Source organism: Rhodovibrio sodomensis (assembly GCF_016583645.1).
Taxonomy (GTDB): Bacteria; Pseudomonadota; Alphaproteobacteria; order Kiloniellales; family Rhodovibrionaceae; genus Rhodovibrio; species Rhodovibrio sodomensis.
Genome location: NZ_NRRL01000067.1, coordinates 1 through 25,362 on the forward strand (window position 1 = coordinate 1; position 25,362 = coordinate 25,362).

Genomic DNA, 25,362 nt, shown 5'->3' on the forward strand with positions numbered 1-25,362 from the left:
CTCCAGCCGCTCCCGCCGTTCCAGGGGTCATGCGCGCTCTCGTTATGCGGAGTTGGCCCGCTCCAATTTCGCCCTGATTTGCGCGCTTGCGATCAACGCTCCGCATAATCGTGGGCTCCGCATAATTCCTGTTATGCGGAGCTCCACATAACAGGAAGATCACGCAAGGCTTTAACGCCGAATGGGGCGCTGCTTTCTACGCCGGCGTGCGCTCCGTCGTCGACACCGGCCGCCTATACGGCTTGAGCCCGCTCGCCGCCATTCGGCGCGTCCTTGCTGGCCAATCCGTCATTCTACCGGCCGCCGCCTGACCTACTCACCGGTGGGGGTGAGCAGTCACTCGAGCGGAACACGAAAATCGTGCCGCAGAACGGGTCGTCCGCCAGCGCCTGCGTCACCAGCGCAGCCAATCGGTCGTGACCGGCCCTGAAGTCGATCGGATGCCGGGCGACGAGGATCCGCGCGTTGCTCGGAACCGCGATCACCGCGGCACGCTCAGCGCGGCCAGAACCGTGCGGACGAGGTCGCCGTCCGCGCCATCGCGCACCCGCACGGTGGCGCCGGCGAATTCGACCTCCACCGCAAAGGTGTCGTCAACGTGCCGACCTGGCTCGGCGACGGGCGTCTCCGGTTCAGGCGGCGCCACGCGCACCGGCACGAACGGGCTGTCGTCCTCGATCTCGTTCGTGGCCGCCTTGGCCAGCTCGCGGCGCCAGTTGTAGATCTGGTTGCGGTGGATTCCGTGCCTCAGCGCGACCTCGGACGCTGGGCGGTCGCCCGAAAAGCTCTCCGCCACGATCCGGGCCTTGTCGGCCAGCGTCCAGGACCGCCGCCGCTGCGTTCCCGTCGTCAGCTCCATCCGTCGGTACCTGTGCCCATCAGTTTGCCAATTACCTTGCACACGATCACTCATCAGCCCCTCCTGCTCGCGAAAGAGCGGAGAGGCTACGCACATACCGCAGCGGAGCGCCACGTGGGGGTCTCGTGACGCTTACCAACGGGATCGAGCGGGCGCAGCGGCGAAGCGCGGCTGCCAGATCTGGCCGTCCCGATGACCCGCCGGCCTCTCAAAAGCCATACGTGAAAACGACGCCGAGCCCAATCGCCAGCGCGACTGGCCGGCCGGCCTCGGCCAGCCGCCGGCGCCGCCAGCCGACGATCGCGTAGCTGATCGCAAGCAATCCGATGCCGATTTTAACCGCGGCGGCCAGCGCCAGCAGCGGCTGCTGCGCCAGTTCCAGGAGCGCCGGGTTGGCGATGAAGGCGAGCGGGACGACGAACAGCCCCACTCCAAGGCGCAGCGCGTTGCCGGCGACGGGAAGCCAAGGGGTTTCCGCGATCGACGCGGCGATGAAGACGTTGCCGCAGACGGGCGGGGTGATCGTGCAGAGCAGCGCGTACCAGAAGACGAACAGGTGGGCGTAGAGGTCCGGCACGCCCATCTCGGTGAGGGCAGGCGCCGCCACCGCGGCGCAGATCACGTACGCGGCCGTGGTCGGCAGTTCCATGCCCAGGACGAGGCTGGCCAATGCGGTGAGAAGCAGCGCGATCCACAACGTGCCGCCCGAGGCGCCGACGATCAGGGAGGTCAGCTTGACCCCGAGCCCGGTCAAGTTGAACACGCCGATGACGATGCCGGCACAGATGATCACGGCGGCGATCGTCGCGACCTGGCGGGCGGCGATCGTCAGAGCGTCGGCGGTGCGCGCCGCCCAGCCCCGGAGCGACGGCCGCCCGTCCGGCTCGAAGGCGAGTGTCAGCCATGTCGCGCCGGTCGCGTACACGGCCGCGTAGGCCAGGGTGTAATCCGTGAACGCGAGGGTGCCGGCGAGGATCGAGAAGGGGACCAGGAAGAACGGCAATGCCCGGGCGACGGCGGGCCAGCCGGGCAGCTGGTCGGCGGGCAGCGCCGGGAGATCGTAGCGGACGGCGAAGTAGTACAGCCCGCCCCAGGTGGTGACGAAGAACAGCACCGCGGGCAGGATCGCCGCCACCATGATCTCGGTGTAGGGCATGCGCAGCAACTCGGCCATGACGAACACGCCGGCTCCCATGACCGGGGGCAGGATCTGGCCGCCCGTGCTTGCCACCGCCTCGACCGCGCCGGCGATCGAGCGGGGATAGCCCAGGCGCTTCATGGCCGGAATCGTGACCATGCCCGTGGTCGCCGTGTTGGCGGCGGCGACGCCGGAAATGGTGCCGTAGAACGCCGACGACAGCACGGCGACCTGCGCGGCGCCCGCCCGGAGGCGTCCGGCGAGCTGGGTGGCGAAGGCCATGAAGCCCGCCCCGGCCTGGCCCGCCGAGATGAACCCGCCCAGGATGACGAAGAGCGCGATCGTGTTGACGGACGCGCCGGTCAGCGTGCCCCAAAGCCCGCCTTCCGTGATCGTCAGGCTGCCCAGCAGATAGGCGGGTCCGAGGCCGCCGTGGCCGAAGTAGCCCGGGATCCAGCCGCCGAACCAGCCGTACGCCAGCACCAGCAGGGCCACCGTCGGCAGCACGACCTTGATCGCCCGCCGCGCCATCTCCAACACGCTCAGGATCAGCACGCCCGCGACAAGATACTGGCCGGGCCCGACGAGGGTTCCGTACTGATGGATCAGCGCTTCCCGGTTGACGACGATGTAGAGGCACGCCAGCAGCCCCGCCGCGCCCACGGCGTAGCCGCTCCAGCGGCTGGCCTTGCCGCGGCCGGCCGTCAAGCCGACGAAGAACACGAACGGGATCGCGACCGCCAGGTGCAGCGGCCGCGTCACTAGGTTCGGGATCAGCCCCGAAAATGCAACGTAGAGGTGAAAGCCCACGGTCAGGGCCGCCAGCGACAAGGCGACCCAGCCGTGGGCCTGGCGATCGGTGTCCGGCACGAGACGGTCCCGGTTCTACTGGCCGTCAGGCAGCATCGCGTCGGGAATCTCGACGCCCTTGCTCTGGTAGTAGTCGACGACGCCGGGATGCAGAGGCGCCAGCAGCGTCTGTACCTGACTGGTGCGCACGCCAGCCCACCATGGGTTTTCTTTCGCCAGCTCCTCGCGCTGCCGCCAGAACTGCTCGACGATCAGCTCGGCCGTGGTGTCGTCCATGTTGACGGCGTAGCCGCCCACCGGGACGCCGACTGTCTGTACGGGTTCCTGCAGCCATTCGTAGGTGCTCGCGTCGATCGTGACCGGCCCGGTGCCGGGGCCCATGGCCAGCAGGGTCTCGCGCTGCTCGGGCGTGAAGCTGAGCAGCTTCAGGTCGACCATGGTGCCAAGTTCCTGCAGTTGCGGCGTGGGATGGGAACTGCAGGTCACGTAGCCGGCTGCCTGCTTGTTGCGCAGTGCGGCGGGCGCGCCGCTCAGTTCCATGTCCGGCGTGTCGACGGCGTGCGACAGGCCCAACGCGTCCAGGATCGCCGTCGAGCGCTGGTGGCAGAAGGTTCCGGTGCCGCCCGCGATGAACGTCTTGCCCTTCAGGTCGGTGACGTTGTCGATCCCGGTTTCGGCACGGACGACGAAGTGGATGGTGACGAAGGGCATCGGGAAGAGCGTGCGGATGCCCGAGTAGTCGCCGCCGTCGTCGAAGGGCGCGGCGCCCTGCTCGGCCTTGTGCAGCAGGCTGGGCGGCGTGGTGAAGAAGAACGCGCCCGGCCGGCGCGCCGCCTCCCGCACGTTCTGGACCGAGCCCTGGCTCTCCTCGACCGTCGGGATCACCTCCCCCTCGCTCTGCTCGCGGATCATCTCGGCGAGCTGGACGGTCATGACGTAATACGACGACTCGGCCGATGCCGACTTGAGGGTGACACGACTCTGTGCCGCGGCGGGCTCAGCCGCCAGGGGGCCCAGCACCCCGGCGGCGAGCGTCAGCGCGGCCGCGCCGGCCGTGTAATTCCGTGCCAACATGGCAAACCTCCCCATTCGCGTTTGTCCTGTTCGAACCTATTGGTGGTGTCGGCGGCTGTTGGGGGCCGACGGCGCGGCGAAGCGTTCCACGGCGCCGCCCGTGCGTCCATGCCCCGGGCCCGGCCATACGGGTATTGAAACGTTTCATCAAGTGAGTCACGGTCGAAAATCGGCTTTTCCGGATGGCCGCCGGACGTGGCGTCCGGTGCGGAGCCGTTCGACGACGGGCACGTGGGGCCAAATGGCGATGATGGCGGCAAGCCGAGGACATGCGGACACCGCGACGGGCGCGCCCGCGGCCGTCGTCGAGCCGGTCGCCCGGAAGGCGGACGACGAGGGGCGGAACCCGGGGTGCGCGCTGAGATTGGATTGGGTGGCGGACGTGCGCGTCAATCGCGCGGCGGCGGAACGCCGGGCCGCCACCGTGATCACACGGCGCAGCGTCAAGAACGAGGCGCAGGCCGCCTGGTTGGTCAAGGCGGTCACCTGCACCGACCTCACGACCCTTAACAGCGACGACACGCCCGGGCGTGTACGCCGGCTCTGCGGCAAGGCACGGCAGCCGCTCGATCCCGACCTCCAGGCGGCGCTCGGGCTGGACGACCGGGTGATCCGGACGGGGGCGGTCTGCGTCTACCACGGCATGGTCGCCACCGCCGTGGCGGCCCTGGACGGCAGCGGTATCCCGGTCGCCGCCGTCGCCGCCGGTTTTCCCCACGGCCTCAGCCCGATGCGGGCCCGGGTGGCGGAAGTCGAGGACTCCGCCGCGGCCGGCGCGAGCGAGATCGACATCGTGATTTCCCGCCAGCACGTCCTGCGCCGCGACTGGCGGGGGCTGTACGATGAGGTGGCCGCCTTCCGGGCAGCGTGCGGGGCGGCGCACCTCAAGGTCATCCTCGGCACGGGCGACCTCAAGACGCTGCGCGATGTCGCGCGGGCGTCCCTCGTGGCGATGATGGCGGGGGCGGACTTTGTCAAGACGTCGACCGGCAAGGAAGGCGTGAACGCCACGCTGCCGGTCGCGTTGGTTATGGCGCGGACGGTGCGCGCCTACGCCGAGGCGACCGGGTATCGGGTCGGCTTCAAGCCCGCCGGTGGCATCTCCGCGGCGAAGGATGCGCTCGCGTACCAGACGTTGATGCGCGAGGAACTTGGCCGGGACTGGCTCGAGCCGGAGCTGTTCCGGATCGGGGCGTCCGGTCTGGTCAGCGACATCGAGCGCCAGCTCACCCACTTCGCCACCGGTGCCTACGCCGCCGGTCACCGCCACGCCATGCCCTGAACCCGAGACCCGCCCGATGACCGTCGCGGACTACTTCGACACCATGGATTACGCGCCGGCCCCGGAATCCGACGGGGACGCCGACGCTTGGCTGCAGGGCCATGCTGACGGCTTCCGCCTGTTCATCGACGGCGGTTGGCGCGCCTCCGCCGGCGACACCTACATGACCAGCGTGAACCCGGCCAGCGGAAAGCCGCTCGCCCGGATCGCGCACGCGGGTTCGGCGGACGTCGACGCCGCCGTCGAGGCCGCGGCGAAGGCCCAGCCCGGCTGGCAGCGGCTGGGCGGGCACGCCCGGGCACGCTGCTTGTATGCGCTGGCGCGACTGGTGCAGCGCCACGGTCGGCTGCTCGCCGTTCTGGAAAGCCTGGACAACGGCAAGCCGATAAGGGAGAGCCGTGACGTCGACATCCCGCTCGTCGCCCGGCACTTCTATCATCACGCGGGCTGGGCGCAGTTGCTCGACCACGATGCCGAGCTGGGGCAGCACGGGCCGGTCGGCGTTTGCGGCCAGATCGTCCCGTGGAACTTCCCCCTGCTCATGCTGGCTTGGAAGGTCGCCCCAGCGCTCGCCTGCGGCAACACCGTTGTCCTGAAACCCGCGGAGCAGACCAGCCTGACCGCGCTCAAGTTCGCGGAACTCGTCGAGCACGCCGGCGTGCCGGCGGGCGTGTTGAACGTCGTCACCGGGGACGGCGAGACAGGCGCGGCGCTCGTGGCGCATCCCCGGGTCGAGAAGATCGCCTTCACCGGGTCCACGGCGGTCGGCCGGCGGATCCGCGAACGCACCGCCGGCAGCGGCAAGGCGCTCACCCTGGAGCTCGGCGGCAAGTCGCCGTTCATCGTCTTCGACGACGCCGACCTCGACGCCGCGGTCGAGGGGGTCGTCGACACCGTCTGGTTCAACCAGGGGGAGGTGTGCTGCGCCGGTTCGCGGCTGCTGGTGCAGGAAGGTGTCGCCGCGGATTTCTACGCCCGGCTGCGCCGGCGCATGGCGGCCCTGAGCGTCGGTCCGCCCCTGGACAAGGGCGTCGACATCGGGGCGATCGTCGACGATGACCAGCGCCGGCGCATCGCCCAGACGGTCAGCGCGGCGCGTGATGCCGGCTGCACCGTCTGGCAGCCGGACGGGACCGTGCCGGACGACGGCGCCTTCTACCCCCCGACCCTGTGCACCGACGTCGCGACGACCAGCGCGCTCTGGCAGGAGGAGGTGTTTGGCCCGGTGCTGGCCGCCATGACATTCCGCACCCCGGACGAAGCCGTTCAACTCGCCAACAATACCCGCTACGGGCTGGCGGCCAGCGTCTGGAGCGAATCCGTGAGCGTGGCGCTGGACATCGCGCCGCAGCTGCAGTGCGGCGTCGTCTGGGTCAACGCGACCAACCTGCTGGACGCGGCCGCCCCGTTCGGCGGTTACCGAGAGTCCGGCTTTGGCCGCGAGGGCGGGCGCGAAGGGTTGTTCGAATACTTGAAACCTCGGATCGGCCCGCTCGTTGACGAGCCGTGGCAGCCGACGGCCCCGACCGGGCGGGCCGTCGACCGGGCGGCCCCCTCGGGGATCGACCGAACGGCCAAGCACTACATCGGCGGCAAACAGGTCCGCCCGGACGGCGGCAACTGCCGGTCGGTCACCGGCCGGGACGGCCGTGTCGTCGGCGACGTCGCCGAGGGGAACCGCAAGGATATCCGCAACGCGGTCGAGGCCGCCCGGAAGGCCGGTGCGTGGTCGGCCACGCCCGCCCACGGCCGCGCCCAGATCCTGTATTACCTCGCGGAGAACCTGGAGACGCGCCGGGCGGAGTTCGCCGAGCGCGTCGTCGCCTTGACCGGTTGCGCCCAGCCGGTCGCGGCGGCGGAGGTGACCGGCGCGGTGCATCGCTTGTTCACCGCCGCCGCCTGGGCGGACAAGTTCGCCGGCGGTGTCGATGCCGTGCCCGTCCGCGCCCTGGCGGTCACGCTGCGCGAGCCCATCGGGGTGCTCGGCGTGGCCGCCCCGGAAGAAGCGCCCTTGCTGGGCTTCGCCAGCCTTCTCGCCCCGGCGCTGGCGGCCGGGAACCGGGTCGTCCTGGTGCCCTCGCAAGTGCACCCTTTGCTCGCCACGGACTTCTATCAGGTGATCGAGACGTCGGACGTCCCGGCCGGGGTCGTGAACATCGTTACCGGCGCGCGCGACGGCCTCGCGGAGACCCTGGCCCGGCACCTGGACGTCGACGGCCTCTGGTACATCGGCCCGTCCGACGGCTGCGCGCGGATGGAGGCGGCCGGCAGCGGCAACCTGAAGCGCGTCTGGACCAACCACGGGCGGGCGGTCGACTGGCACGATCCGGCCCGCGCGGAAGGCCTCGGCTGGATGCGGCGGGCGAGCCAGACCAAGACGGTCTGGGTCCCGTACGGCGCGTAAGGGCGGAGAGACCGGCGATGGCCCGCAAGACGATCCGCGATGTCGCGCAGCACGCCGGGGTTTCCGTCGGGACGGTGTCGAACGTCCTCAACGGCCGCGGCCGCGTGGGCGCGGCCACGCGTCAGCGCGTGGAGGACGCCATCGCCGAGCTGGGCTACCGCCCGGATACCATCGCCCAATCCCTGATCGCGCGCCGCCACACGGCGCACAACCCGGACCTGCCGCCGGATGCGCCGCGGCTCTCCAGTGTCGGCTACCTGTCGGTGGACTTCATCACCCGGGTTGGGGTGCTGCCGCATCGCGACGACCGAATCACGGCGGAGAGCATCGACCGGGCCCTGGGCGGCCCGGCGGCGAACGTGGCCGTCTACGCGGCCAGCCTGCAGGCGCGCTACCCGGTCCACAGCGAACTGATCACGGCCCTGGGGTTCGACGCCGACAGCGAGTGGGCCGTGAGCGATCTGTACACCCGCGGGGTCAGCACGATCGGCATCGAACGCCGCTCGGATCAGCGTCTGAGCCGGGCCATCGTGCTGGTCGAGCCCAGCGGCAGCCGCACGATCATCAACGAACCGTTGCAGCTGCGCCCGGTCAACGTCGCCCGCTACCTCGGGCGTGGCGAGCGCATCCGGAACACCGGGCAGCGCCACGCCGTCCATGTCGAGGGCTACCAGGTGGACAGCCTGGCCGGAGATCTGCGTCACGTGCACGAGCTGGGCGTCACCACCAGCATGCACGCCGCCGGGTTGCCCGGGCACTGGGCCGAGCTGGACGGCTTCGCCCGCCTCGCCGAGTTGTTCGACCTCGTGTTCATCAACCGCGAGCTCGCCGCGAAAATCCTGGGCCAGCCCGGCGCGCCGCGAGCCGAGCTGGTCGCCGGCATGCGGGACCTGCTCGCGCGCTCGCCGGCCGTGCGCACCGGTTGCCGTGTGATCCTGACGCTGGATCGCGAGGGCGCCAGCTACCTGCGCCCGGACGGCACGGGGTTCCACATGGCCGCCCCGCGGACCGAGGTGCTCGATCTAACCGGGGCGGGCGATACGCTGGCGGGCGTTTTCCTCGCGGTCTGGCTGAACGGCGCGGACCCGGCCGTGGCCCTGCACAACGCCGTCGCGGCAGCCTCGGAAGCCGTCCGGCACCAGGGCGCGCAGGGCCTCGACCTAGATGCCGCCCGGCTCGCGGCCCTGACCGAGGCGGCGGAACCCCCGCTGGCGTTCGGCCATCACGCGGCATCCGAGACCACGCAGGCGGAGGCTTGAGCCATGGCGCTGCTTGAGATGACCGGCATCGAGAAGCACTTCGGCGGCGTCACCGCCCTGAGCGGTGTGGATTTCGAGGCCGACGCCGGCGAGGTCATGGCGCTGGTGGGCGATAACGGGGCGGGTAAGTCCACGCTGATCAAGACGGTCGCCGGGGCGCACCAGCCTGACCGGGGCCGGATCCGCTTGCAGGGGCGCGAGGTGGCGATGCGCTCGCCCCAGGACGCCTGGAAGCTGGGCATCGCCACGATCTTCCAGGAGCTGGCGCTGGCCGACAAGATGAACGTTCCGGACAACATCTTTCTGGGTCAGGAACTGCGCCGGACGATCCTGGGCATCCCGTTCCTCGACCACAAGCGCATGCGCCAGCGCACACGGGAACTCCTGGCCGACCTGGAGGTGCAGATCCAGGACCTCGACCTGACCGTGGAGGCCATGTCCGGCGGCCAGCGTCAGGGCATCGCCATCGCGCGCGCCCTCAACCTGGACGCCGACCTGATCATCATGGACGAGCCCACGGCGGCGCTCGCGGTCGCGGAAGTGCGCAAGGTCCTGGACTTCATCCTGCGCCTGCGCGGCCAGAACAAGGGTGTCGTGCTGATCTCCCACAACATCCAGGATGTCTTCGCCGTGGCGGACCGGGTCACGGTGATGCGCCAGGGCCGGATCGAGGCGGTCCGCCGCGTGGCGGAGACCACCCCGGAGGAGGTGATCGGGCTCATCACCGGCGCGCACGGCGTCGACCTGTCTCACCGCTCCGAGCCCGGCGCCGCCGGCGATCCGGCCGACGGGCCCGACAAGACGGCCGGGCAGGCCCGGCCGTCCTAACGTCCCGCGCACGGACGCAAGACAGACGGCCAGCAAGGCCGCGCGACACACCATGCAAACGCAGGAGAGGCTCACGATGAAACGTTTCATTGCCGGCATCCTCGGCGCGTCGATCGCGCTCGGCGCGGCGGCCGGGGCGGCCATCGCACAGGACGAGCCGCGGGTCGGCTTCGTGCCTCAGATCAAGGGGATCCCGTACTACGTCGCCATGCGCGAGGGCGCCGAGAAGGCGGCCGAGCGCTTCGGCGTCGATTACCAGCAGCAAGGTCCGACCAGTACCAACGCCTCCGACCAGCTGCGCGTCTTCCAGGGTTTTGTGAACCGCGGTTTCGACGTGGTGGCCGTGAGCCCTGTCGACGCCAGCAGCCTGCAGCCGGCGATCAGGCGGGCGGAGGCCCGAGGCACGCACGTCATCACCTCCGATGCCGATGCCCCGGAGAGCGCGCGCGAATTCTTCGTCGCCCAGGCGCTGGATCAGGAGCTCGGCAACACGGTCGCCGACCAGCTCATCAAGCGCACCGGCAAGGACGCCAAGATCGCCATCATCTCCGACGCGCCGACGATCCAGTCGCTGAACAACTGGATCGCCGCGATCAAGAAGCGGGTGGCGAACAAGTACCCGTCGGTCGAGATCGTTTCCACCCAGCACACGAATGGCACCACAAAGCAGGCGTACCAATACGCCACCGACGCCATGACCCGTCATCCCGACCTGGATGCGATCATCGGCATCGCTTCGACGACCTGCCCGGGCGTGGCCCAGGCCGTCACCGATGCGGACAAGATCGGCGAGGTCATCACGACGGGGTACTGTTCGCCCAACACCGTGCGCGACTACATCAAGTCCGGCGCGATGCCCTTCTCCGTGCTCTGGAACCCGGCGGACCTCGGCTACCTGACCGTCTGGGCGGCGAAGCAGCTGGTCCAGGGCAAGGATTTCGAGAAGACCATGAACGTCCCCGGCCTCGATGATCCGGTGCGGTGGCTGCCGGAGCGGGAGATCCTCCTGCTCGGCCCGCCGATGGTCTTCACCAAGGAGAACGTCGACCAGTACGACTTCTAATCGACGCGCTGCGCCGTGTCGGGGCGGGACCGCGGGGTCCCGCCCTCTTCCTGGATAGGTACGCGCCATGGCCCTGACCGAGACCGTCACGCCCGTCTGGACGCAGCGCCTGCTCCACGCCAAGCGCGAGGTCGTGCTGCTCGCGGCGATCGTCCTGATCGGCGGGTTCTTCGCCGTGTCCTCGCCGTACTTCCTCACCCTGGACAATCTCACGACCACGCTGCGCAACAGCGTCGACCTGGCAGTTATCAGCGCCGGCATGACGCTGGTGATCATCTCGGGGGCGATCGACGTCTCCGTGGGCGGCGTCCTCGCGGTCTCGGCGATCTTCATCGGTCGCGGCTTCCAATGGGGGCTGCCCGCGCCGGTCATCGTCCTGCTTGGCCTCGCCGTGGGCACGGCCCTGGGGACCGTGAACGGCGCCGTGGTGGCGAAGGCGAAAGTGCCGCCGATCATCGCCACCCTGGGCACGATGTACGTCTTCCTCGCGGTGCTGTTCCTGGTGATCGGCGGGGAGTGGATCTCCGGGCTGCCGGACACCCTATCGCCGCTCGTCTCCGGCAACCTGCTGGGGCTGCCGGTGCCGCTTTACCTGATCGCGGGTGTCTACGGCGTTTGCTACCTGCTGCTGCGCCATCACGCCTTCGGCCGGCATCTCTACGCCATCGGCAGCAACGAGAACTCCGCCCGGCTCGCCGGCATCGCCGTCGACCGCGTGAAGATACAGGTCTACGCCCTGCTCGGCTTCCTGGCCGCCACCGGCGCGCTGATCTATGTCGCGCGGCTGCGCAACGTCGAGGTCAACATCGGCACGACGATCGCCCTGGAGGCGATCGCGGCCGTGATCCTGGGCGGCGCCAACATCCGCGGCGGAGTGGGGTCCCTCCTGGGCGCGCTGCTGGGCGTGTTGTTCATCAAGATGATCCAAAACGGGCTCGTCCTGATCGGCGTGTCGTCCCTCTGGGAAACAGTGGTGATCGGCGGTCTCCTGATCGTCGTGCTGACCGCTGACGCGCTGAAACACGGCGGGCCGCAACGGGCGCAGTAACCATGGCCACAGGTTCGATCGCGAACGCGCACGGGGCCCGCCGGTTCGCCGGGATCCTGTTGCGCCATATGGAAAATCGCTTTGCCCTGCTGCTCGTCCTGTGGGGTGTGGCGATCGTCGTGATGTCGCTGCTGTCACCGTATTTCCTCCAGCTCAGCACGCTCCCGTATTTCCTGCAGTACATCCCCGTTCTGGGCCTGCTCGGGATGGGCCAGACGCTGGTCATGCTCTCCGGCGGGCCGGGCATCGACATCTCCGTCGGCTCGGCGATGTCGCTGGCCGGGGTGTTCCTGGGCTGGCTGCTCGGCCCGCTGGACGTGCCCATCCTGCTGGCATGCCTCGCGTGCCTCGCCTTCGGTGCTGCCCTCGGCTTCTTCAACGGCGTCCTCATCAACATCGTCGGCATCCCGTCGCTGATGGCGACCCTGGCGACCTACTTCGCCTTTGGCGGCCTGGCCCTGGCGCTCACCGGGGGCAGACCGCAAACCGGCTTTCCGGATTCCTTCGCCTGGATCGGCGCGCCGGGTTGGCTCGACATCCCCAATCACGTCTTCGTCGTGTTCCTGCCGGTGGCCGTTATCCTGCATATTGCGCTGTCGCGGACGGTCGTCGGCCGGCATATCTACGCTTGCGGGAACAACGAGAAGGCCGCCCGGCTGCTGGGCATCAAGGTCGACGGCTTGCGGCTCGGTCTCTACACCTTGTCGGGCACGCTGGCCGGGCTGGCGGGGATCGTCAGCGCGTCGTGGCTGATGTCGGCGAGCCCCGATGCGGGCGAGGGGCTGGAGTTGCTCTCGGTGACCATCGCTGTCCTCGGCGGCACGCACATCTTCGGCGGGCAGGGCGACATCCGCGGGACGGTCCTGGCGATCCTGATCGTGACCACGCTGCAGACAGGCTTGGAACTCGCCGGAATCTCAATGGCCTGGCAGCTCGGCGTGATCGGAGGTCTTATGATCCTGAGCGTGGCGACGACTCAGGCGGTGCGCCGCCGCCGGGCGGCCGGCCGATGACGGACGGTATGCTCCTGTGCATCGGCGACATCGATCTCGACCGGATGATCGCGGTCGAGCGCCTGCCGGCCTTCGACGGCAAGGTGAGCGGTCGCCCGCTGGGCGACTGGCCCGGGGGCATGGCGGCGAACGTCGCCATGGCGGCTCAGCGCCTGGGTGCGCCGACCCGGCTCCTGGGGCTCGTCGGGGACGATCCCGCCGGCGGACAGGTGCTGGCCGGCCTCGCGGGCGCGGGGGTGGACGTGTCGCGCTGCCGGAGCTTGGCCGGGTGCGCGACGTTCACCTCGCTGGTCTTCCTGACCGACACCGGCGAAAAGGCACTCGTGCGCGTCGAGACGCCCGCCTTCATGCCCGACCCCGCGGACATCACGCCTGACGTGATGGACGGGGCGAGCTACGTGCACATCAGCTACGGCTCGCCCGCCCTTGCCCGGGCGGCGGTCGACCGGGCGGCCGAGGCCGGCGTGCCGGTCGCGATGGACCTGGAACTGGCGGACATCCCCGCCCACGCGGACGCGCTCGTGCGGCTGCTGCCGCGCCTCGATCTGCTGTTTGTCAATCGAAGCATGCGGGCCGCGCTCGACGAGCTATGGTGCCCCGGGGAAAACGGTCCGGCCCTGGTGACGACACTGGGGCGCGACGGCGCGCGCTACGAGGATGGCGCGCAATCGCTTCATGCGCCGGGTATCGCCGTGACGCCGAAGGACACAACTGGGGCGGGGGATTGCTTCGCCGGTGCCTTTCTCAGCGCCCGGATGGCCGGCGCACCCGTGCAGGGGGCGCTTGCGTTCGCCAACGCGGCCGCCGCCCTGTCGACCCGGGCCTTCGGCGCCCAGGCCGCGCTGCCGACGCGTCCGGAGGTGGACGCGTTGCGCGCCCGGATCGCGGCGGCGCCGCCAGCGGCGCCGTCGGACAACACGTGACGAGACGAGGAGCGAGCCCGTGGAAGGCCGAAGCCAGCTCTACGCCGACCTGCTTGCCGATGCGGGGCTGCCCGCCCCGGGAGACACGGAACAGCGTTACCTCTGGCAGATCGTGGATGAGGGGGTGCTCGGCGCGAGCAAGCACGTCGCGCTTAGCCAGGAGCTGATCCGTCACATCCTGGACGTGGCGTCGCCGGAAGACCTCCGGGCGCCGGACGCGGAGCGCGACCCCCCGGCCGTGCGCCGGGCGCGCCTGGCGGGGGACGCGATCGCGCGCACCCGCGGGGGCGACGCCCCGGTGGTCGCCAACGCCATCGCCTGGCTGACCGCCGGCCTCGACGGGCAGCCGGCCGATCAGCGCGCCCAGACCCTGCGCGAGCGCATGGCGCGCTGGCAGGCGGAGGCGGGCCAGCGCAGCGATCGGCTGAGCGCGGTCGCGCAGGCGCTTCTCGCGGATCGCCCGCGGTTACTCCTGTTCGATTACTCCAGCACCGTGGCAACCGTCGTCCGTGCGCTCGCGCAGCAGGGCTCGCTCACACATTTGGTGATCCCCGAAAGCCGCTGCATCGCTGGCGGCTGGCGCTACCTGGAAGAGCTTGCGGTCCCAGGGCTGACGGTCGACTACGTCGTCGATGCCGCGATCGACTATGCTCTCGCGCGGAGCGATGCCGTGCTTCTCGGGGTGGAGAGCCTGTATTGCGACGGCAGTTTCCTGAACACCGTGGGCAGCCGTCCCTACGCCGAGCGGGCGCGGGCGGCCGGGCGCGCGGTCTACGCTTGCGGCGATCTGTTCAAACTGGATCGACGCAGCTACACGGGCCGCTTCAAGCCGCCGCGAATCCGCGACTTCGACGCCCGCCTGCTGCCCGGTGGCGCGCCGGCCGGCGCCGAGGTCGCCACACGCAGCCCGGAACTGGAGCGGGTGCCGCCCGAGGCATTCGACGGGCTGATCACCGACCAGGGCTTCGTCACCCCGCACGCCGTCTGGTCGCTGGGGCGCGAACTCTTCGGCGCCACGCAAGTCGACTGACCGCCCGAGGCCCGACACGTCGATCGAAGGTCGAGACATGCCCAACGCGACGATGCGCACGGATTTTCAGCGCCAGCCCGATGTCTTCGCCGACATCCTTCCCAAGCTGCGGGAGGCCGCCCACGCTGCCGTTCCCGCCACGCCCGGCGGTCGGATCTGGGCCGGTGGCTGCGGCGACTGCCTGTTCGCCGCCCACGCGGCGGCGGCGTACTACGCCACGACCCACCTGCCGTACCGCCCCGGCAGCGCGCTCGAGCTGGGCTTCCAGCACGATGGGCCCCGGGCGGGGGAGCACGCGGTGCTGATGTCCATTTCAGGCGGCACAGCCCGCACGGTGGAGTGCGCGCATCGGCTGCAGGCCCGGGGCGTTCGGGTGATCGCCGTGACCTGCGATACAGGGTCTGCGCTGGCGAAGGCGGCGACCGCCACGGTCGGGCTCGATTATACCCCGATGAGCCGGGCGACCCCGCACACCACGGACTACACCGTGACGCTTCTGGCCCTCGCGACCCTAGCGGAGGCGTTCGCCGGCCAACGGCTCGCGGTCTTGAACGCACTGCCGGACCGGGCCCGTGCGGTTCTGCCGGAATGTCTCGGGGCCGCGCGCGAGGTGGTTCTGGCCGGCGAAGAGCCCGCCGCGGCGACGCGTTACGTCTTTCTCGGCGGTCTGGCCGCCTACGGCACGGCCGGCTACGCTGCGGCGAAGTTCCATGAGGCGGGCGGCTTGCCGGCTTTCGCGGCCGAGAGCGAGAATTTCGTGCACGGGATGAACTTCATCCTGGAGCCGAACGATATCGTGGTGCCGATCGTCGATCCCGGGTCCGCCGGCTTCCGCGCATTGGAACTGGCACAGGCCCTCCCGGCGCTTGCGCGCGTCTACACCATCCTCGCATCACAGGACGGCGACCCGGGCCCGGCGAGCCGGGTTCTCGCCGATTTCCGTAACGAGTCGCCGTTGGCCTTCCCGGTGCTGTCCGCGCTGGCGGCGCAGGCACTGGCGTTGACGGTCGCCGAGACCGTGTGTCCCGACCTGGAGCAGCCCAGAGCCGGGTTCGCCAACGGTCAACTTCATGCGGACGTCCAGACGCGCCTCATGAAGCAAGGCCGGGTCAAGGTCGCCAGCTGACGATGGCAGGTGCTCGGTTGGGCCATCCTCGCGACAGCAAATGGTCGAATGCGTATTACCCCGCGCCCAGGCACACCGGAGTGCTGGCGCTGCGGTTGGTGCGCGCCGCCGCCGGCCGCTGCCGCGCCTCTCGGGTCAATCCACCCGCGGTCGGGAGCCCAAGACCGGTTGCTGCGGATTTGGATCGGTGTCGGGGGCAGGGCACCGATCAGCGTAACAAGACACTGATTTAGAGATATTTCGAAAGGCTCATCCCGTTAAGTCAGGTGACACCACATGTTGCGGCTCGGCAGCTTGACCGAGGGACGGGCGTTACCCATGTCTAGAGGGCTATGCCCGCTCGATGGAACAAACGCACGCAACCGGCATCGGTTGCTGCATTCAACGCCCGGTTCCCGGACGACGACGCGTGCGCGGACGCGTTGGCGGCGCACCGGTGGCCGGATGGCTTCGTGTGCCCGCACTGCGGCGGCGAGGGCTGGCGTCTGCGCGCCAAGCGCTACACCTGGCAGTGCAAGGCGTGCGACAAGCAGACCTCGGTCACTGCGGGCACGGTGATGCACCGGAGCAAGATCCCGCTGCGTAAGTGGTTCCTGGCCGCGCACCTGGTGGTCACCCACTCCAACGGCATCTCGGCCATGCAGCTCTGGCCGGCGGTCGGGCTGAACTCCTACAAGGACGCCTGGCTGCTGTTGCAGAAGATCCGACGGGCGATGGTGAACCCCGGCCGCGACCCGCTCACGGGGACCGTCGAGGTCGACGAGATGTCGCTGCCGTTCCGCGGAGCTAACGAGCCTGTCGCCGGCGGCCAGGGGCGCAGTGCGCTGGGCAAGATGCTGCTGATTGGCGCCGTGGAAATCCGCGACATCGAGCGCAACGGGGTGCCGGATACGATGCCCGGTCGGATCCGGCTGGCCACGATCCCGAACTATCACCGGACAACGCTGCATCGGTTTATCCACGGTACGGTCGAGCAGAACAGCCTGATCATCAGCGACGGTCTACCCGCCTACCGCGAGCTTCAGGACCACGGACACAGGCCGATCGTCGTCGGCACCATGGCGGCGCACGTCGTGTTGCCCTGGATCCACCGGGTGTTCGCCCAGCTCAAGCGTTGGGCGCTCGGTGTCTACCACGGCCTGCGGCCGAAGCACTTGCAGGCCTACCTGGACGAGTTCGTGTTCCGCTGGAACCGAAGGCGCCTGCGCAAGGGTTCGCTCGACACCCTTCTCGACATCGTCGGCATCAGCCAGCCTGCGCCCTACAAGCTCATCACCGGCCAGGCGTAGCCCGGTACACAGTCAGGGCTGCTGGTTGGTGAACGAGCCTACGGCCTTTTGCCACAGTCGCTGATTGCGTCAAAACCTCTGACACACATGTGCTTTGGTGAAAAACGGCCCGGGCAAAGGAGCGGGACCCCATTCCCGGACCCAAGATGTGGGCCTACCGGAGCGCGCGGGATGAGCCGTTCTGGTGAACAAAGGGCGGCACTCCGGTTCGAGCCGTCCTGTACCGCCGTCGTTCAAGGGGCCGAGCTGCGCACTGAGATCGTCTACCCGATCCGCCACCAGATGTATCACCGGTTCATCGCGGTGCACTTGAACCTGTCCCCGATAAACTCCCGTCTGGGATAGAGCGATGCCAAACGCCCCTTCATCCTTGCCGACAAGATCGGCAGCGTATATCGGCAATTTCATTGCACTTCCCACTATACGATCCTATATATCCTATGTTTTATAGGGTTAAAGGATCGGCAAATGCTGGAGCCTCCGGAACGGATTGAGCCGTGCTTCTTCGAGGATGGCATGCCGCACAGGATCGCCGATCTGGCGGTGGAGCTCCAGAGAGCTGCCGGCACGCTTGGGCAGGGGTTGCATCCGGACGCCGCGCAAGAGTTGGCGGACTTTGTCCGCATGATGAACTGTTACTATTCGAACCTCATCGAGGGGCACAATACGCGTCCACGCGACATCGAACGCGCTCTTCGGGGTGCCGAAGTCGATCCAGAGCGCCGTCCACTTGCTTTGGAAGCCCGCGCTCACGTTGTGGTTCAGCGCGAAATCGATGCGCAGTGGATTCAAGGGGCCATGCCGAGCCCCACCTCCTCCGCGTTCCTACAATGGGCACACCGTCGTTTCTACGAGGAGATGCCGGAGGAGTTCCGCGTCGTCGAACATCCCGACGGAACGCGCACGCCCATAGTGCCCGGCCAATTCCGCGACACCGGCGACAGCGAGATCGAGGTCGGACGTCACCAACCTCCATCCTCGGAGCGGGTCGGCGCTTTCATGGACTATTTCTCCTGGCGCTTCGGCACGGCGGAAAAGCATGCCAGCCGCTACATCGTGGCAATTGCGTCGGCGCATCATCGGCTCAACTACGTCCATCCGTTCCCGGACGGCAATGGCCGCGTCAGCCGTCTCATGTCGCATGCCATGGCGCACAAGGCGGGCATCGGAGGCAATGGCTTGTGGTCGGTATCGCGAGGTCTCGCGCGTGGGCTTCGAGAGGCAAGTGAATACAAGCGCATGATGGACCATGCCGACAGTCCCCGGCAGGGAGATCGTGACGGGCGTGGCAACCTGTCCCTCAAGGCACTGGAGGAGTTCTGCGAGTGGTTCCTTGCCGTGATGCTCGACCAGATTCGCTTCGCTTCAAGCGTGTTCGACCTGGAGCGCCTCAATGACCGGTACCGTGCCTTGGTAAAGGACGTTGTCGATGATCGGCACGCCCCCGACCTGATCAGCACCGTACTTCGCCATGGCGCACTCGATCGTGGCGACGCTCCGCTCGTTCTTCGGGTTTCGGAGCGCACCGCGCGAAACACGCTCAGACGACTGGTCGATGTCGGCTTTTTGCAGTCCCGGTCGCCGAAAACGCCCGTCCGGATCGCCTTCCCGCTCGATTACCGCGAACGCCTCTTTCCGAACCTGTTCGCCGACGCCGACATCAACGCCCCAGAACCGCCCGACGTCTCTGTCTTTAGCCGCCCGTGAGAGTGTGCTTTCTTGACGAGCGTCACCTAGTGGAACGAGCGGCACTCCGGCTCGAGCCGTCCGGTGCCGCCGTCGTTCAATCGACCAAGTTGGTGGCTCAGGTCGAGCGATGTGATGCCGAGGCAATAGCAGACGGCGGAGTTGGCGGCCGAGCCGCGGCCCTGACAGAGGATGCCGCGCGAGCGTGCGAAGCTGACGAGGTCGTGAACCGTCAGGAAATAGGGTTGGTGAACGAGCCTACGGCCTTTTGCCACAGTCGCTGATTGCGTCAAAACCTCTGACACACATGTGCTTTGGTGAAAAACGGCCCGGGCGAAGGAGCGGGACCCCATTCCCGGACCCAAGATGGGGGCCTACCTGAGCCAACGGGATGAGCCGTTATTTCGATGTCTCGCCGGCTCACGCTGAACCACAGTCGTTGTACACGCGCGTGGTAGGACTGAGTCGATGTTCGGAAAACCTCGTTCTTCGGGGCCTGCTTCTCAGGGGCTCTGGATGGGTCGTACTGCCTACTGAGGCTTCAACTGGATCATAACTCGATGTCTTCGCTTATGCGTTGCCATAGGTAGTGGCATTGTCTACAAAGCGTGTTGGCGCACCTCTGACCCACGACCTGTCGTCAGATCATAGGGCGCGCACGAAGATCGGGTTGGCGCCGGCCGGCGAAGAGGGCCTCACAATCGACCGTACAGGCTCCGCACACGATAAGCGCCCCGTCTACCTGGGCAGGACCCCATCGCCGCACACGGCTGCGGTTAGGCCACCTTGTCCGCCTCGTGCAACTCCACGACGACGCTGCTACCCGTTGCCGTGATAGCTTCGGCCATACGCGCCACCTTCGTCGCATGCTGCGGGTTGAGGATGCGCTGAATCTCCCGATTATCGACGCCGAGTCTCCTCGTCAGCTCGGCAGCCGTTACTCCGTGCTCGCGCATGGAGATATACAGGGCGATCTTCATCGCCACGCCCGTATCTGGCGTGACCAGCTCCTCACCTTGTTGCCGTCGCGTCGGCCCGGGGACCTCCTCCCGATACTTCATGCGGAACATCAATGCAGACGTAAGCGCATCGGCGGCCTCGCGTCGTGCTTCATCAATGTCGACCCCATCCGTTGCGGCTTCCGGTAGATCGCGGAACGTGACCAGGACACGGCCGTCTTCATCAGCATCAAACTTGGCTGGATACGTGATCTTCATGATAGATCATCCTTTCTAATGCCCAGGTCCGCGACCATCTTGTTCAGCAGCCCGGAACCGATCTCTTTAGTCGGGTCTTTGATCGTCGTGAAAGCCGTGCCGTAGTAGACACGCCCGTGGCTACCCTTCCCCGGCTTACCGTCGTAGTGCACTCGGACACCGTTGGCCTTACCCAGACGACGCAGCCGTCTCAGAAATTCGTGACCCGTCATGCCGAGAACGTAGGACGTTCATGTCCTAGTGTCAACACGATCCCGCCACGGCCTACTCACCTTGATCTCCGAACACCTTCCAGACACCGGGCCGCTCCCGCCGATTTGGTTTTCCAAGAGCGCTCTGGAGAGCAGATGTAGGGATCAACGCAAGCGCCAACACGCATTGCAGACAATGCCTAGGTAGTCGGGCTGCCGGGGAACGTTCCAACACTGACTTCCAGCGAGCCTTTCCGCTCCATCGCGCGGGCGACAAGCGCAGTGACCATGTTCGATACGAAAGCCCGCGTGGCATTCTCGGTTCGCGGGACTTGGTTCTCCAATTGCAGGAAGCGCATCTCTGCTTCCGCGATCCCGCCGGTTGCGTTGAAGCAAAGGATGATCGGAGCGGTGCCGAACTTGCCTTCCGCGTTCTGCCAGCACAAGTGGACCTCACGCTGGGCGTTGTCGCTCGGGTTCCGGCAGACTAGGGCCAGCTTCGCGCTCTTGCCGTCGTCGACGGGCCATTCGTAGGCGACTTGGAGGGGGTCGGCGTTGTCCGGTGCCGCTAGGCTCGAAAGCATGTGCTCTACCGCCTCCGCGTGCTCGCGCAACGATTCGATCGCGTCTACGATGCCCGGCGACAACGGCACGTGGCGGGTGTAGTCGCGGCCGGCGAACAGGCGGCGTGCAGCCGCTCGTTGTCCGTGCGATCCTCGCTTTCCGGCTGTTCGGCGATCCCGTGCACCCGCGCGCAACAGATCGCGGTAGCAGGTCGTATCGACCTCGTAATGCGCCTTCACTTTGCCATCTTCTACGTAGGCATCTCTCCCGCCGCCGTGCGCTTTCCGGCGCTTCGCGTCGCCCGTGGAATGGCTCCTTCCGTCTCCCCCAAGTTCTCGTGGAGACATTGCGCTCTCGTATCCGTCACACACACAAAGGGAAATGTGTACCCATCCGCTGGGGTGAGAAGGGCCGCGCGTCTCCGGCATGGGACCCTGGCACCGGTCCACACTCTTCAGGGTTTATGGGGTAATTCCGATAAATCAGTTTTATAGGACTTGGCACATAAGCGCGTGATATGGGGCAGATCCGATATTGCCGCATTATCGGAATTGGTGCATAGTGAAAGTTAGGGACTGACCATGACCGACCTTGCCCGCACATCGCAACAAATCGGCACGCTTGTGCGCCGTACCCGCAAGAAAGCCGGCCTTAGCCAGACAAAGCTCGGCGATGCCGCCGGCCTGCGTCAGGAGACGATCTCGCTGATCGAGACCGGCAATCCGGCCACGCGCATCGACACGCTGCTATCCGTTCTGGCCGCGCTGGATCTGGAATTCCGGATCGCGACCCGGACGAAAGGCGGCACGGCCGATCTCGAGGACATCTTCTGATGACGCGCCGGCCGCAACATCCCCCCCTCCGGGTCCTGCTGAACAACCGCCTTGTCGGCTATCTCACCAAAGCGCACGGCGGAGAAATCGCCTTCCGCTATGACATGGACTGGCTCGCTTGGCCGCACGCGCTGCCGGTCTCGCTGTCCCTGCCCTTGCGCGAGGCACCTTACCGCGGCGCGCCGGTCGCGGCCGTGTTCGACAACCTGCTGCCCGACGTCGAAGCGTTGCGTCGGCGCGTTGCCGAACAAGTCGGCGCCGAAGGCACGGATGCTTTTAGCCTGCTTGCGGCGGTCGGCCATGACTGCGTCGGTGCCCTGCAATTTATAGCCGATGCCGACGAACCCGGCGACACGAGCAGAATCGCGGGCCAACCGATCGACGAAGCTGCCATCGAGCGGCTGCTACGAGGATTGACGCAAACCCCGCTCGGGCTCACCCGCGATGATCCATTCCGGATTTCGGTAGCCGGCGCGCAGGAGAAGACCGCGCTGCTACGCTATGAAGATCGTTGGCTCAAGCCGCACGGCCCGACACCGACCACGCATATCCTCAAAACGCAGATCGGACGGCTACCGAACGGAATCGACCTGACGAACAGCGTCGAGAACGAATTCTATTGCCTCAGACTCGCTGCGGCATGCGGCCTGCCGGTGAACGAGACGACCATTGAGACCTTTGGTGCGACGAAGGCGCTGCTGATCCGCCGGTTCGATCGGCGCTGGACATCGGACGGCCGGCTGCTGCGTGTCCCGCAGGAAGATTGCTGCCAGGCCCTGTCGGTGCCGCCCACACGCAAATACCAGAGCGAAGGCGGTCCGGGCCTCGTAGATATCATGACGCTGCTCCGCGGCAGCGACACGCCGGCGGCTGATCAAAAGCAGTTACTGAAGGCACAGATCCTGTTCTGGCTGCTCGGCGCGACCGACGGCCACGCCAAGAACTTCAGCATTTTTCTCGGCCCCGGGGGCACGTATCGCCTTACGCCGCTTTACGACATTCTCACAGCCGAGCCGAGCCGTGTCGCCCGGCAGATCGGATCGAAGCAGATTAAGCTCGCGATGGCCGTGGGTAGGAAAAACCACTATCGCGTGGGCGAGATCACCGGCCGACATTTCCGGCAAACCGGAGAAGCGGCCGGTCTGCCGAAGACCCTTGTTGACGAGGCGATCAGCGACATTTCGCAGGCCGCGCAGACGGCGCTCANGACGGCTTTGAGGCTTTTGGGTCGGCGCCACGGTCTGCCGCCGCAAAACCGACCCTTGTCGATGCGTTATAGTCCCGATCGGCACCCTGAACCCAAGCCGACTCACACGCCATCGCGGGCTGAACCGCCCAGACCGTGACCCGGTCGAGCGCGCGTCACGGACGGCGACACGCTGGAGATCCGAGACGTCGATGTCCGGTTGCACGGGATCGCCGCGCCGGAAAGCGCTCAGACCTGCATCGCGGGCGGCCCGCGGGGGCCGTGCGGGCGACCCATTCGGCCATGTCACATAGGTATTCGGCCATGTCACATAGGTCTTACACGTAAAATCTTAATGTTCGATATATGCGGTACGCCCATCTCCGCCTTGCTTACCGGGGCACGATCGCGCATGCTACATAAATCAAACAGCAAAAAGCGTTAGGATCGTGATATAAAACATGCCACGCACCAACGACCTGCTGAAGGCACCGCCGGCTGCCGTGAGCGACGCCCTTATCAAGCTGGGCAAGAACATCCGCGAGGCCCGGCTCCGCCGCAACTGGCGCGAACAGGATCTCGCCAACAAAGTCGGCATCTCTCGAGCCATGATCAACAACGTGGAGCACGGCAAGCCCAGTGTGGCGGTCACGAACTACCTGGGCGCTCTCTGGGCGCTCGGTCTCCTTGAGCACGTCCACGATGTCGCCGATCCCGCGCGCGACGAAGAGGGTCAAATGCTGGAACATCGCCGGAAACCCAAGCGCGCTCGCCCAGCACGTACGAGGGATCTCGACGATGACTTCTGAGTGCTACGTCTACATCGTCCCCCCAGGCCAGACCGAATTCGTCACAGCCGCGCGCTTCCGCCGCGAAACAACCGACCGAGGCCCTATCGGCCGCTTCATTTATGGCCGGAAATATCTTGCGCGCGAGGATGCCACGGAGCTCGATCCCGTCGAACTCACCTTGCGCTCCGGAGTCTTCGAGACCGCCCGCCTCAACGGCTTCTTCGGCGCGATCCGTGATGCCATGCCCGACTTCTGGGGCCGCCGCGTCATCGAAAAACGCGCCGGCCTCACCCAACTGGACGACTTCGACTATCTCCTCAACGGCCCTGACGATCGGGCAGGGGCCCTGGCCTTCGGCCGCAACCAACAGCCACCACCACCCCAACGCAACTTCAACGAAACCCGCCACCTGGATCGCCTCCAGGATGCCGCCGACGCCATCGTCGCCGACGAGCCCGTCAGCAACGGTCAGCTCGAAGACCTCCTGCTCCTGGGAACCTCCATGGGGGGCGGCCGTCCCAAAGCCGTCGTCCAGGCCGACGACGACCTCTGGATCGCCAAATTCAGCCGCCCCGACGATCGGTTCAACAACCCGCGCGTCGAGAAAGGCCTCCTCGACCTCGCCGCCGCTGCCGGTATCGATGTCCCCAGCCGACGTATCGAGACGATCGGCGGCCGCGACATCCTTCTCGTCCGCCGCTTCGACCGCGACCCAACCGTCGGCGGCTACCGCCGCCACCGCATGGTCAGCGGCCTCACGCTCCTGCGAACCGAGGACACCGTCGCTGATCGCGATGCCTGGTCCTACATCCAGCTTGCCGACGAAGTCCGCCGCGCCAGCGCAGACCCGCGCCCGGATCTCCACGACCTGTTTCGCCGCATGGTTTTCAACGCCGCCGTGTCAAACCTCGATGATCATCCCCGCAACCATGCCATGATCGGCAAGGACTTCACCTGGCGCCTCAGCCCCGTGTTCGATCTCCAGCCTTCCCCGGTCGTCTCCCAGGACCGCCGTGACCTCGCCATGCAGTGCGGCAGCTACGGACGCTTTGCCAACCGCCTCAATCTCTTGTCCCAAGCCGGGCGATTCCTCCTGAACGAGCAGCAGGCCACCCAGCAACTCGATGCCATCACCCGGACCGTCCAAAGCAGCTGGTACACCACCCTCCGCGCCGCCGGCGTCTCCGACACCGACTGCCAGGCCATCGAACCCGCCTTCCTCTACGAGGGCTTCTTCCGAGAGGCTTAGACCCAGCCGACCGAACAACGCTCACCGCGCGTCCCCACCCGTTCAGGTCGTCCACGCTGAACCGGCGATGCCCGCCCGGTGTCGGCCAACCGGGACGTAATTGTGCCAGCCGGCCGCAGCGTAACGACCGCAACGCCGAGCGCAGCAGCCGCGCAATCGATCCTTACGTACATGTCGGTCGTTCCTCCGCGTTGACCGATCAGATTTGCATCACATCTCCTGGTTGCTGCTGTGTGCGCCCGGTTTCTTCGCTTCCCGGAAATGCGTATGTGCGAAGGTGGGCTGCGCGCGCAACGGGTGATGCCGATGGCGAATCAGCTTATACCACCGGCTTCGGAAGCTGACTCGATAGCGGGGATTCCCAGCGACGAATCGCATATGTTGGGCTTTAGGCAAGCTGACCGACAAGATGACTGGGAGGAGCTTGCCATGCCCGCACCGGTCCCGCTGCGGGCCGACTATTCCGCCGAGGAGCTGCGCAACGAGGCCCGGCATGCCT

General features: G+C 67.3%; 23 protein-coding genes and 1 pseudogene. 17 read left to right on the top strand and 7 right to left on the bottom strand.

Annotation, left to right across the window (positions count from 1 at the left end):
- Window positions 1-293 precede the first annotated feature (293 nt).
- From tnpB to CKO28_RS18345, 4 genes are all read right to left on the bottom strand, one after another.
- Entirely contained in the window at window positions 294-485 is a 192-nt protein-coding gene (gene tnpB, locus CKO28_RS29365; RefSeq protein ID WP_200342261.1) for an IS66 family insertion sequence element accessory protein TnpB, read from the bottom strand.
- Window positions 482-913, bottom strand: coding sequence for an IS66-like element accessory protein TnpA (gene tnpA, locus CKO28_RS18335; protein ID WP_200342262.1), 432 nt, complete (start codon window positions 911-913; stop codon window positions 482-484). The genes tnpB and tnpA overlap by 4 nt, the downstream gene beginning before the upstream one ends.
- A gap of 154 nt (window positions 914-1,067) precedes the next feature.
- Complete coding sequence (locus CKO28_RS18340) at window positions 1,068-2,867, bottom strand: TRAP transporter fused permease subunit (protein WP_200342263.1); 1,800 nt, start codon at window positions 2,865-2,867, stop codon at window positions 1,068-1,070.
- Between the two features lie 15 nt (window positions 2,868-2,882).
- Window positions 2,883-3,881 (bottom strand): TAXI family TRAP transporter solute-binding subunit, encoded by a 999-nt coding sequence (locus CKO28_RS18345; RefSeq protein WP_200342264.1) that lies wholly within the window; start codon window positions 3,879-3,881, stop codon window positions 2,883-2,885.
- 241 nt (window positions 3,882-4,122) lie between these two features.
- Here CKO28_RS18345 and deoC point away from each other — a divergent pair, with 241 nt between their 5' ends.
- From deoC to CKO28_RS18405, 12 genes are all read left to right on the top strand, one after another.
- Window positions 4,123-5,163 carry a deoxyribose-phosphate aldolase gene (gene deoC / locus CKO28_RS18350; RefSeq protein ID WP_200342265.1) on the top strand — a complete coding sequence of 347 codons (1,041 nt, stop codon included), beginning with the start codon at window positions 4,123-4,125 and terminating at the stop codon, window positions 5,161-5,163.
- 16 nt (window positions 5,164-5,179) lie between these two features.
- Window positions 5,180-7,567, top strand: coding sequence for an aldehyde dehydrogenase family protein (locus CKO28_RS18355; RefSeq protein ID WP_200342266.1), 2,388 nt, complete (start codon window positions 5,180-5,182; stop codon window positions 7,565-7,567).
- A gap of 17 nt (window positions 7,568-7,584) precedes the next feature.
- Window positions 7,585-8,826 carry a carbohydrate kinase family protein gene (locus CKO28_RS18360; RefSeq protein ID WP_200342267.1) on the top strand — a complete coding sequence of 414 codons (1,242 nt, stop codon included), beginning with the start codon at window positions 7,585-7,587 and terminating at the stop codon, window positions 8,824-8,826.
- A 3-nt stretch (window positions 8,827-8,829) separates the two neighbouring features.
- The gene (locus CKO28_RS18365) at window positions 8,830-9,654 is read left to right on the top strand and encodes an ATP-binding cassette domain-containing protein (RefSeq protein ID WP_200342268.1); all 825 of its coding nucleotides are present in this window, start codon (window positions 8,830-8,832) and stop codon (window positions 9,652-9,654) included.
- Between the two features lie 76 nt (window positions 9,655-9,730).
- A complete protein-coding gene (locus CKO28_RS18370; protein WP_200342269.1) occupies window positions 9,731-10,717 on the top strand; it encodes an autoinducer 2 ABC transporter substrate-binding protein in 987 nt (328 codons plus the stop codon).
- 67 nt (window positions 10,718-10,784) lie between these two features.
- Window positions 10,785-11,765 carry an ABC transporter permease gene (locus CKO28_RS18375; RefSeq protein WP_200342270.1) on the top strand — a complete coding sequence of 327 codons (981 nt, stop codon included), beginning with the start codon at window positions 10,785-10,787 and terminating at the stop codon, window positions 11,763-11,765.
- 2 nt (window positions 11,766-11,767) lie between these two features.
- Window positions 11,768-12,778 (top strand): ABC transporter permease, encoded by a 1,011-nt coding sequence (locus CKO28_RS18380; protein ID WP_200342271.1) that lies wholly within the window; start codon window positions 11,768-11,770, stop codon window positions 12,776-12,778.
- An 8-nt stretch (window positions 12,779-12,786) separates the two neighbouring features.
- Window positions 12,787-13,701: a carbohydrate kinase family protein gene (locus CKO28_RS18385; protein WP_200342272.1), complete on the top strand. Its 915-nt coding sequence runs from the start codon at window positions 12,787-12,789 to the stop codon at window positions 13,699-13,701.
- 19 nt (window positions 13,702-13,720) lie between these two features.
- Complete coding sequence (locus CKO28_RS18390; protein ID WP_200342273.1) at window positions 13,721-14,731, top strand: eIF2B alpha/beta/delta subunit family protein; 1,011 nt, start codon at window positions 13,721-13,723, stop codon at window positions 14,729-14,731.
- Window positions 14,732-14,768: 37 nt separating this feature from the next.
- Window positions 14,769-15,857, top strand: coding sequence for an SIS domain-containing protein (locus CKO28_RS18395; protein ID WP_200342274.1), 1,089 nt, complete (start codon window positions 14,769-14,771; stop codon window positions 15,855-15,857).
- A gap of 332 nt (window positions 15,858-16,189) precedes the next feature.
- On the top strand, window positions 16,190-17,146 hold the full coding sequence (locus tag CKO28_RS18400; RefSeq protein ID WP_200342275.1) for an IS1595 family transposase: 957 nt from the start codon (window positions 16,190-16,192) through the stop codon (window positions 17,144-17,146).
- Between the two features lie 468 nt (window positions 17,147-17,614).
- Window positions 17,615-18,853, top strand: a complete 1,239-nt coding sequence (locus CKO28_RS18405) for a Fic family protein (protein ID WP_200342276.1) — start codon at window positions 17,615-17,617, stop codon at window positions 18,851-18,853.
- A gap of 101 nt (window positions 18,854-18,954) precedes the next feature.
- On the opposite strand, the pseudogene CKO28_RS29630 reads toward CKO28_RS18405, so the two are convergent.
- From CKO28_RS29630 to CKO28_RS18420, 3 genes and pseudogenes are all read right to left on the bottom strand, one after another.
- A pseudogene (locus tag CKO28_RS29630) lies at window positions 18,955-19,089 on the bottom strand (hypothetical protein); the annotation flags it as partial.
- Between the two features lie 519 nt (window positions 19,090-19,608).
- Window positions 19,609-20,049 carry a type II toxin-antitoxin system HicB family antitoxin gene (locus CKO28_RS18415; RefSeq protein WP_200342278.1) on the bottom strand — a complete coding sequence of 147 codons (441 nt, stop codon included), beginning with the start codon at window positions 20,047-20,049 and terminating at the stop codon, window positions 19,609-19,611.
- Between the two features lie 391 nt (window positions 20,050-20,440).
- Entirely contained in the window at window positions 20,441-21,043 is a 603-nt protein-coding gene (locus tag CKO28_RS18420) for a hypothetical protein (protein WP_200342279.1), read from the bottom strand.
- Window positions 21,044-21,385: 342 nt separating this feature from the next.
- On the opposite strand from CKO28_RS18420, the gene CKO28_RS18425 reads away from it, so the two are divergent.
- The 5 genes from CKO28_RS18425 to CKO28_RS28085 form a co-directional block, all read left to right on the top strand.
- Window positions 21,386-21,637: a helix-turn-helix transcriptional regulator gene (locus tag CKO28_RS18425; protein ID WP_200342280.1), complete on the top strand. Its 252-nt coding sequence runs from the start codon at window positions 21,386-21,388 to the stop codon at window positions 21,635-21,637.
- Window positions 21,637-22,843: type II toxin-antitoxin system HipA family toxin (locus CKO28_RS18430; protein WP_207168864.1), on the top strand; the 1,207-nt coding region annotated here is incomplete at its 3' end. The genes CKO28_RS18425 and CKO28_RS18430, both read left to right, overlap by 1 nt.
- A gap of 441 nt (window positions 22,844-23,284) precedes the next feature.
- Window positions 23,285-23,632, top strand: coding sequence for a helix-turn-helix transcriptional regulator (locus CKO28_RS18435; RefSeq protein WP_200342282.1), 348 nt, complete (start codon window positions 23,285-23,287; stop codon window positions 23,630-23,632).
- The gene (locus tag CKO28_RS18440; protein WP_200342283.1) at window positions 23,622-24,863 is read left to right on the top strand and encodes a type II toxin-antitoxin system HipA family toxin; all 1,242 of its coding nucleotides are present in this window, start codon (window positions 23,622-23,624) and stop codon (window positions 24,861-24,863) included. Before CKO28_RS18435 ends, CKO28_RS18440 begins: the two co-directional genes overlap by 11 nt.
- A 306-nt stretch (window positions 24,864-25,169) precedes the next feature.
- Window positions 25,170-25,362: hypothetical protein (locus CKO28_RS28085; RefSeq protein ID WP_207168865.1), on the top strand; the 193-nt coding region annotated here is incomplete at its 3' end.

Excerpts from the sequence above, each read along its gene's own strand:
- tnpA (WP_200342262.1), bottom strand. The coding sequence starts at position 913 with ATGAGTGATCGTGTGCAAGGTAATTGGCAAACTGATGGGCACAGGTAC.
- deoC (WP_200342265.1), top strand. The coding sequence starts at position 4,123 with ATGGCGATGATGGCGGCAAGCCGAGGACATGCGGACACCGCGACGGGC.
- CKO28_RS18375 (WP_200342270.1), top strand. The coding sequence starts at position 10,785 with ATGGCCCTGACCGAGACCGTCACGCCCGTCTGGACGCAGCGCCTGCTC.
- CKO28_RS18360 (WP_200342267.1), top strand. The coding sequence starts at position 7,585 with ATGGCCCGCAAGACGATCCGCGATGTCGCGCAGCACGCCGGGGTTTCC.
- CKO28_RS18435 (WP_200342282.1), top strand. The coding sequence starts at position 23,285 with ATGCCACGCACCAACGACCTGCTGAAGGCACCGCCGGCTGCCGTGAGC.
- CKO28_RS18365 (WP_200342268.1), top strand. The coding sequence starts at position 8,830 with ATGGCGCTGCTTGAGATGACCGGCATCGAGAAGCACTTCGGCGGCGTC.
- CKO28_RS18395 (WP_200342274.1), top strand. The coding sequence starts at position 14,769 with ATGCCCAACGCGACGATGCGCACGGATTTTCAGCGCCAGCCCGATGTC.
- CKO28_RS18355 (WP_200342266.1), top strand. The coding sequence starts at position 5,180 with ATGACCGTCGCGGACTACTTCGACACCATGGATTACGCGCCGGCCCCG.
- CKO28_RS18370 (WP_200342269.1), top strand. The coding sequence starts at position 9,731 with ATGAAACGTTTCATTGCCGGCATCCTCGGCGCGTCGATCGCGCTCGGC.
- CKO28_RS18405 (WP_200342276.1), top strand. The coding sequence starts at position 17,615 with ATGCTGGAGCCTCCGGAACGGATTGAGCCGTGCTTCTTCGAGGATGGC.
- CKO28_RS18400 (WP_200342275.1), top strand. The coding sequence starts at position 16,190 with ATGCCCGCTCGATGGAACAAACGCACGCAACCGGCATCGGTTGCTGCA.
- CKO28_RS18385 (WP_200342272.1), top strand. The coding sequence starts at position 12,787 with ATGCTCCTGTGCATCGGCGACATCGATCTCGACCGGATGATCGCGGTC.
- CKO28_RS18440 (WP_200342283.1), top strand. The coding sequence starts at position 23,622 with ATGACTTCTGAGTGCTACGTCTACATCGTCCCCCCAGGCCAGACCGAA.
- CKO28_RS18425 (WP_200342280.1), top strand. The coding sequence starts at position 21,386 with ATGACCGACCTTGCCCGCACATCGCAACAAATCGGCACGCTTGTGCGC.
- CKO28_RS18415 (WP_200342278.1), bottom strand. The coding sequence starts at position 20,049 with ATGAAGATCACGTATCCAGCCAAGTTTGATGCTGATGAAGACGGCCGT.
- CKO28_RS18380 (WP_200342271.1), top strand. The coding sequence starts at position 11,768 with ATGGCCACAGGTTCGATCGCGAACGCGCACGGGGCCCGCCGGTTCGCC.
- CKO28_RS18345 (WP_200342264.1), bottom strand. The coding sequence starts at position 3,881 with ATGTTGGCACGGAATTACACGGCCGGCGCGGCCGCGCTGACGCTCGCC.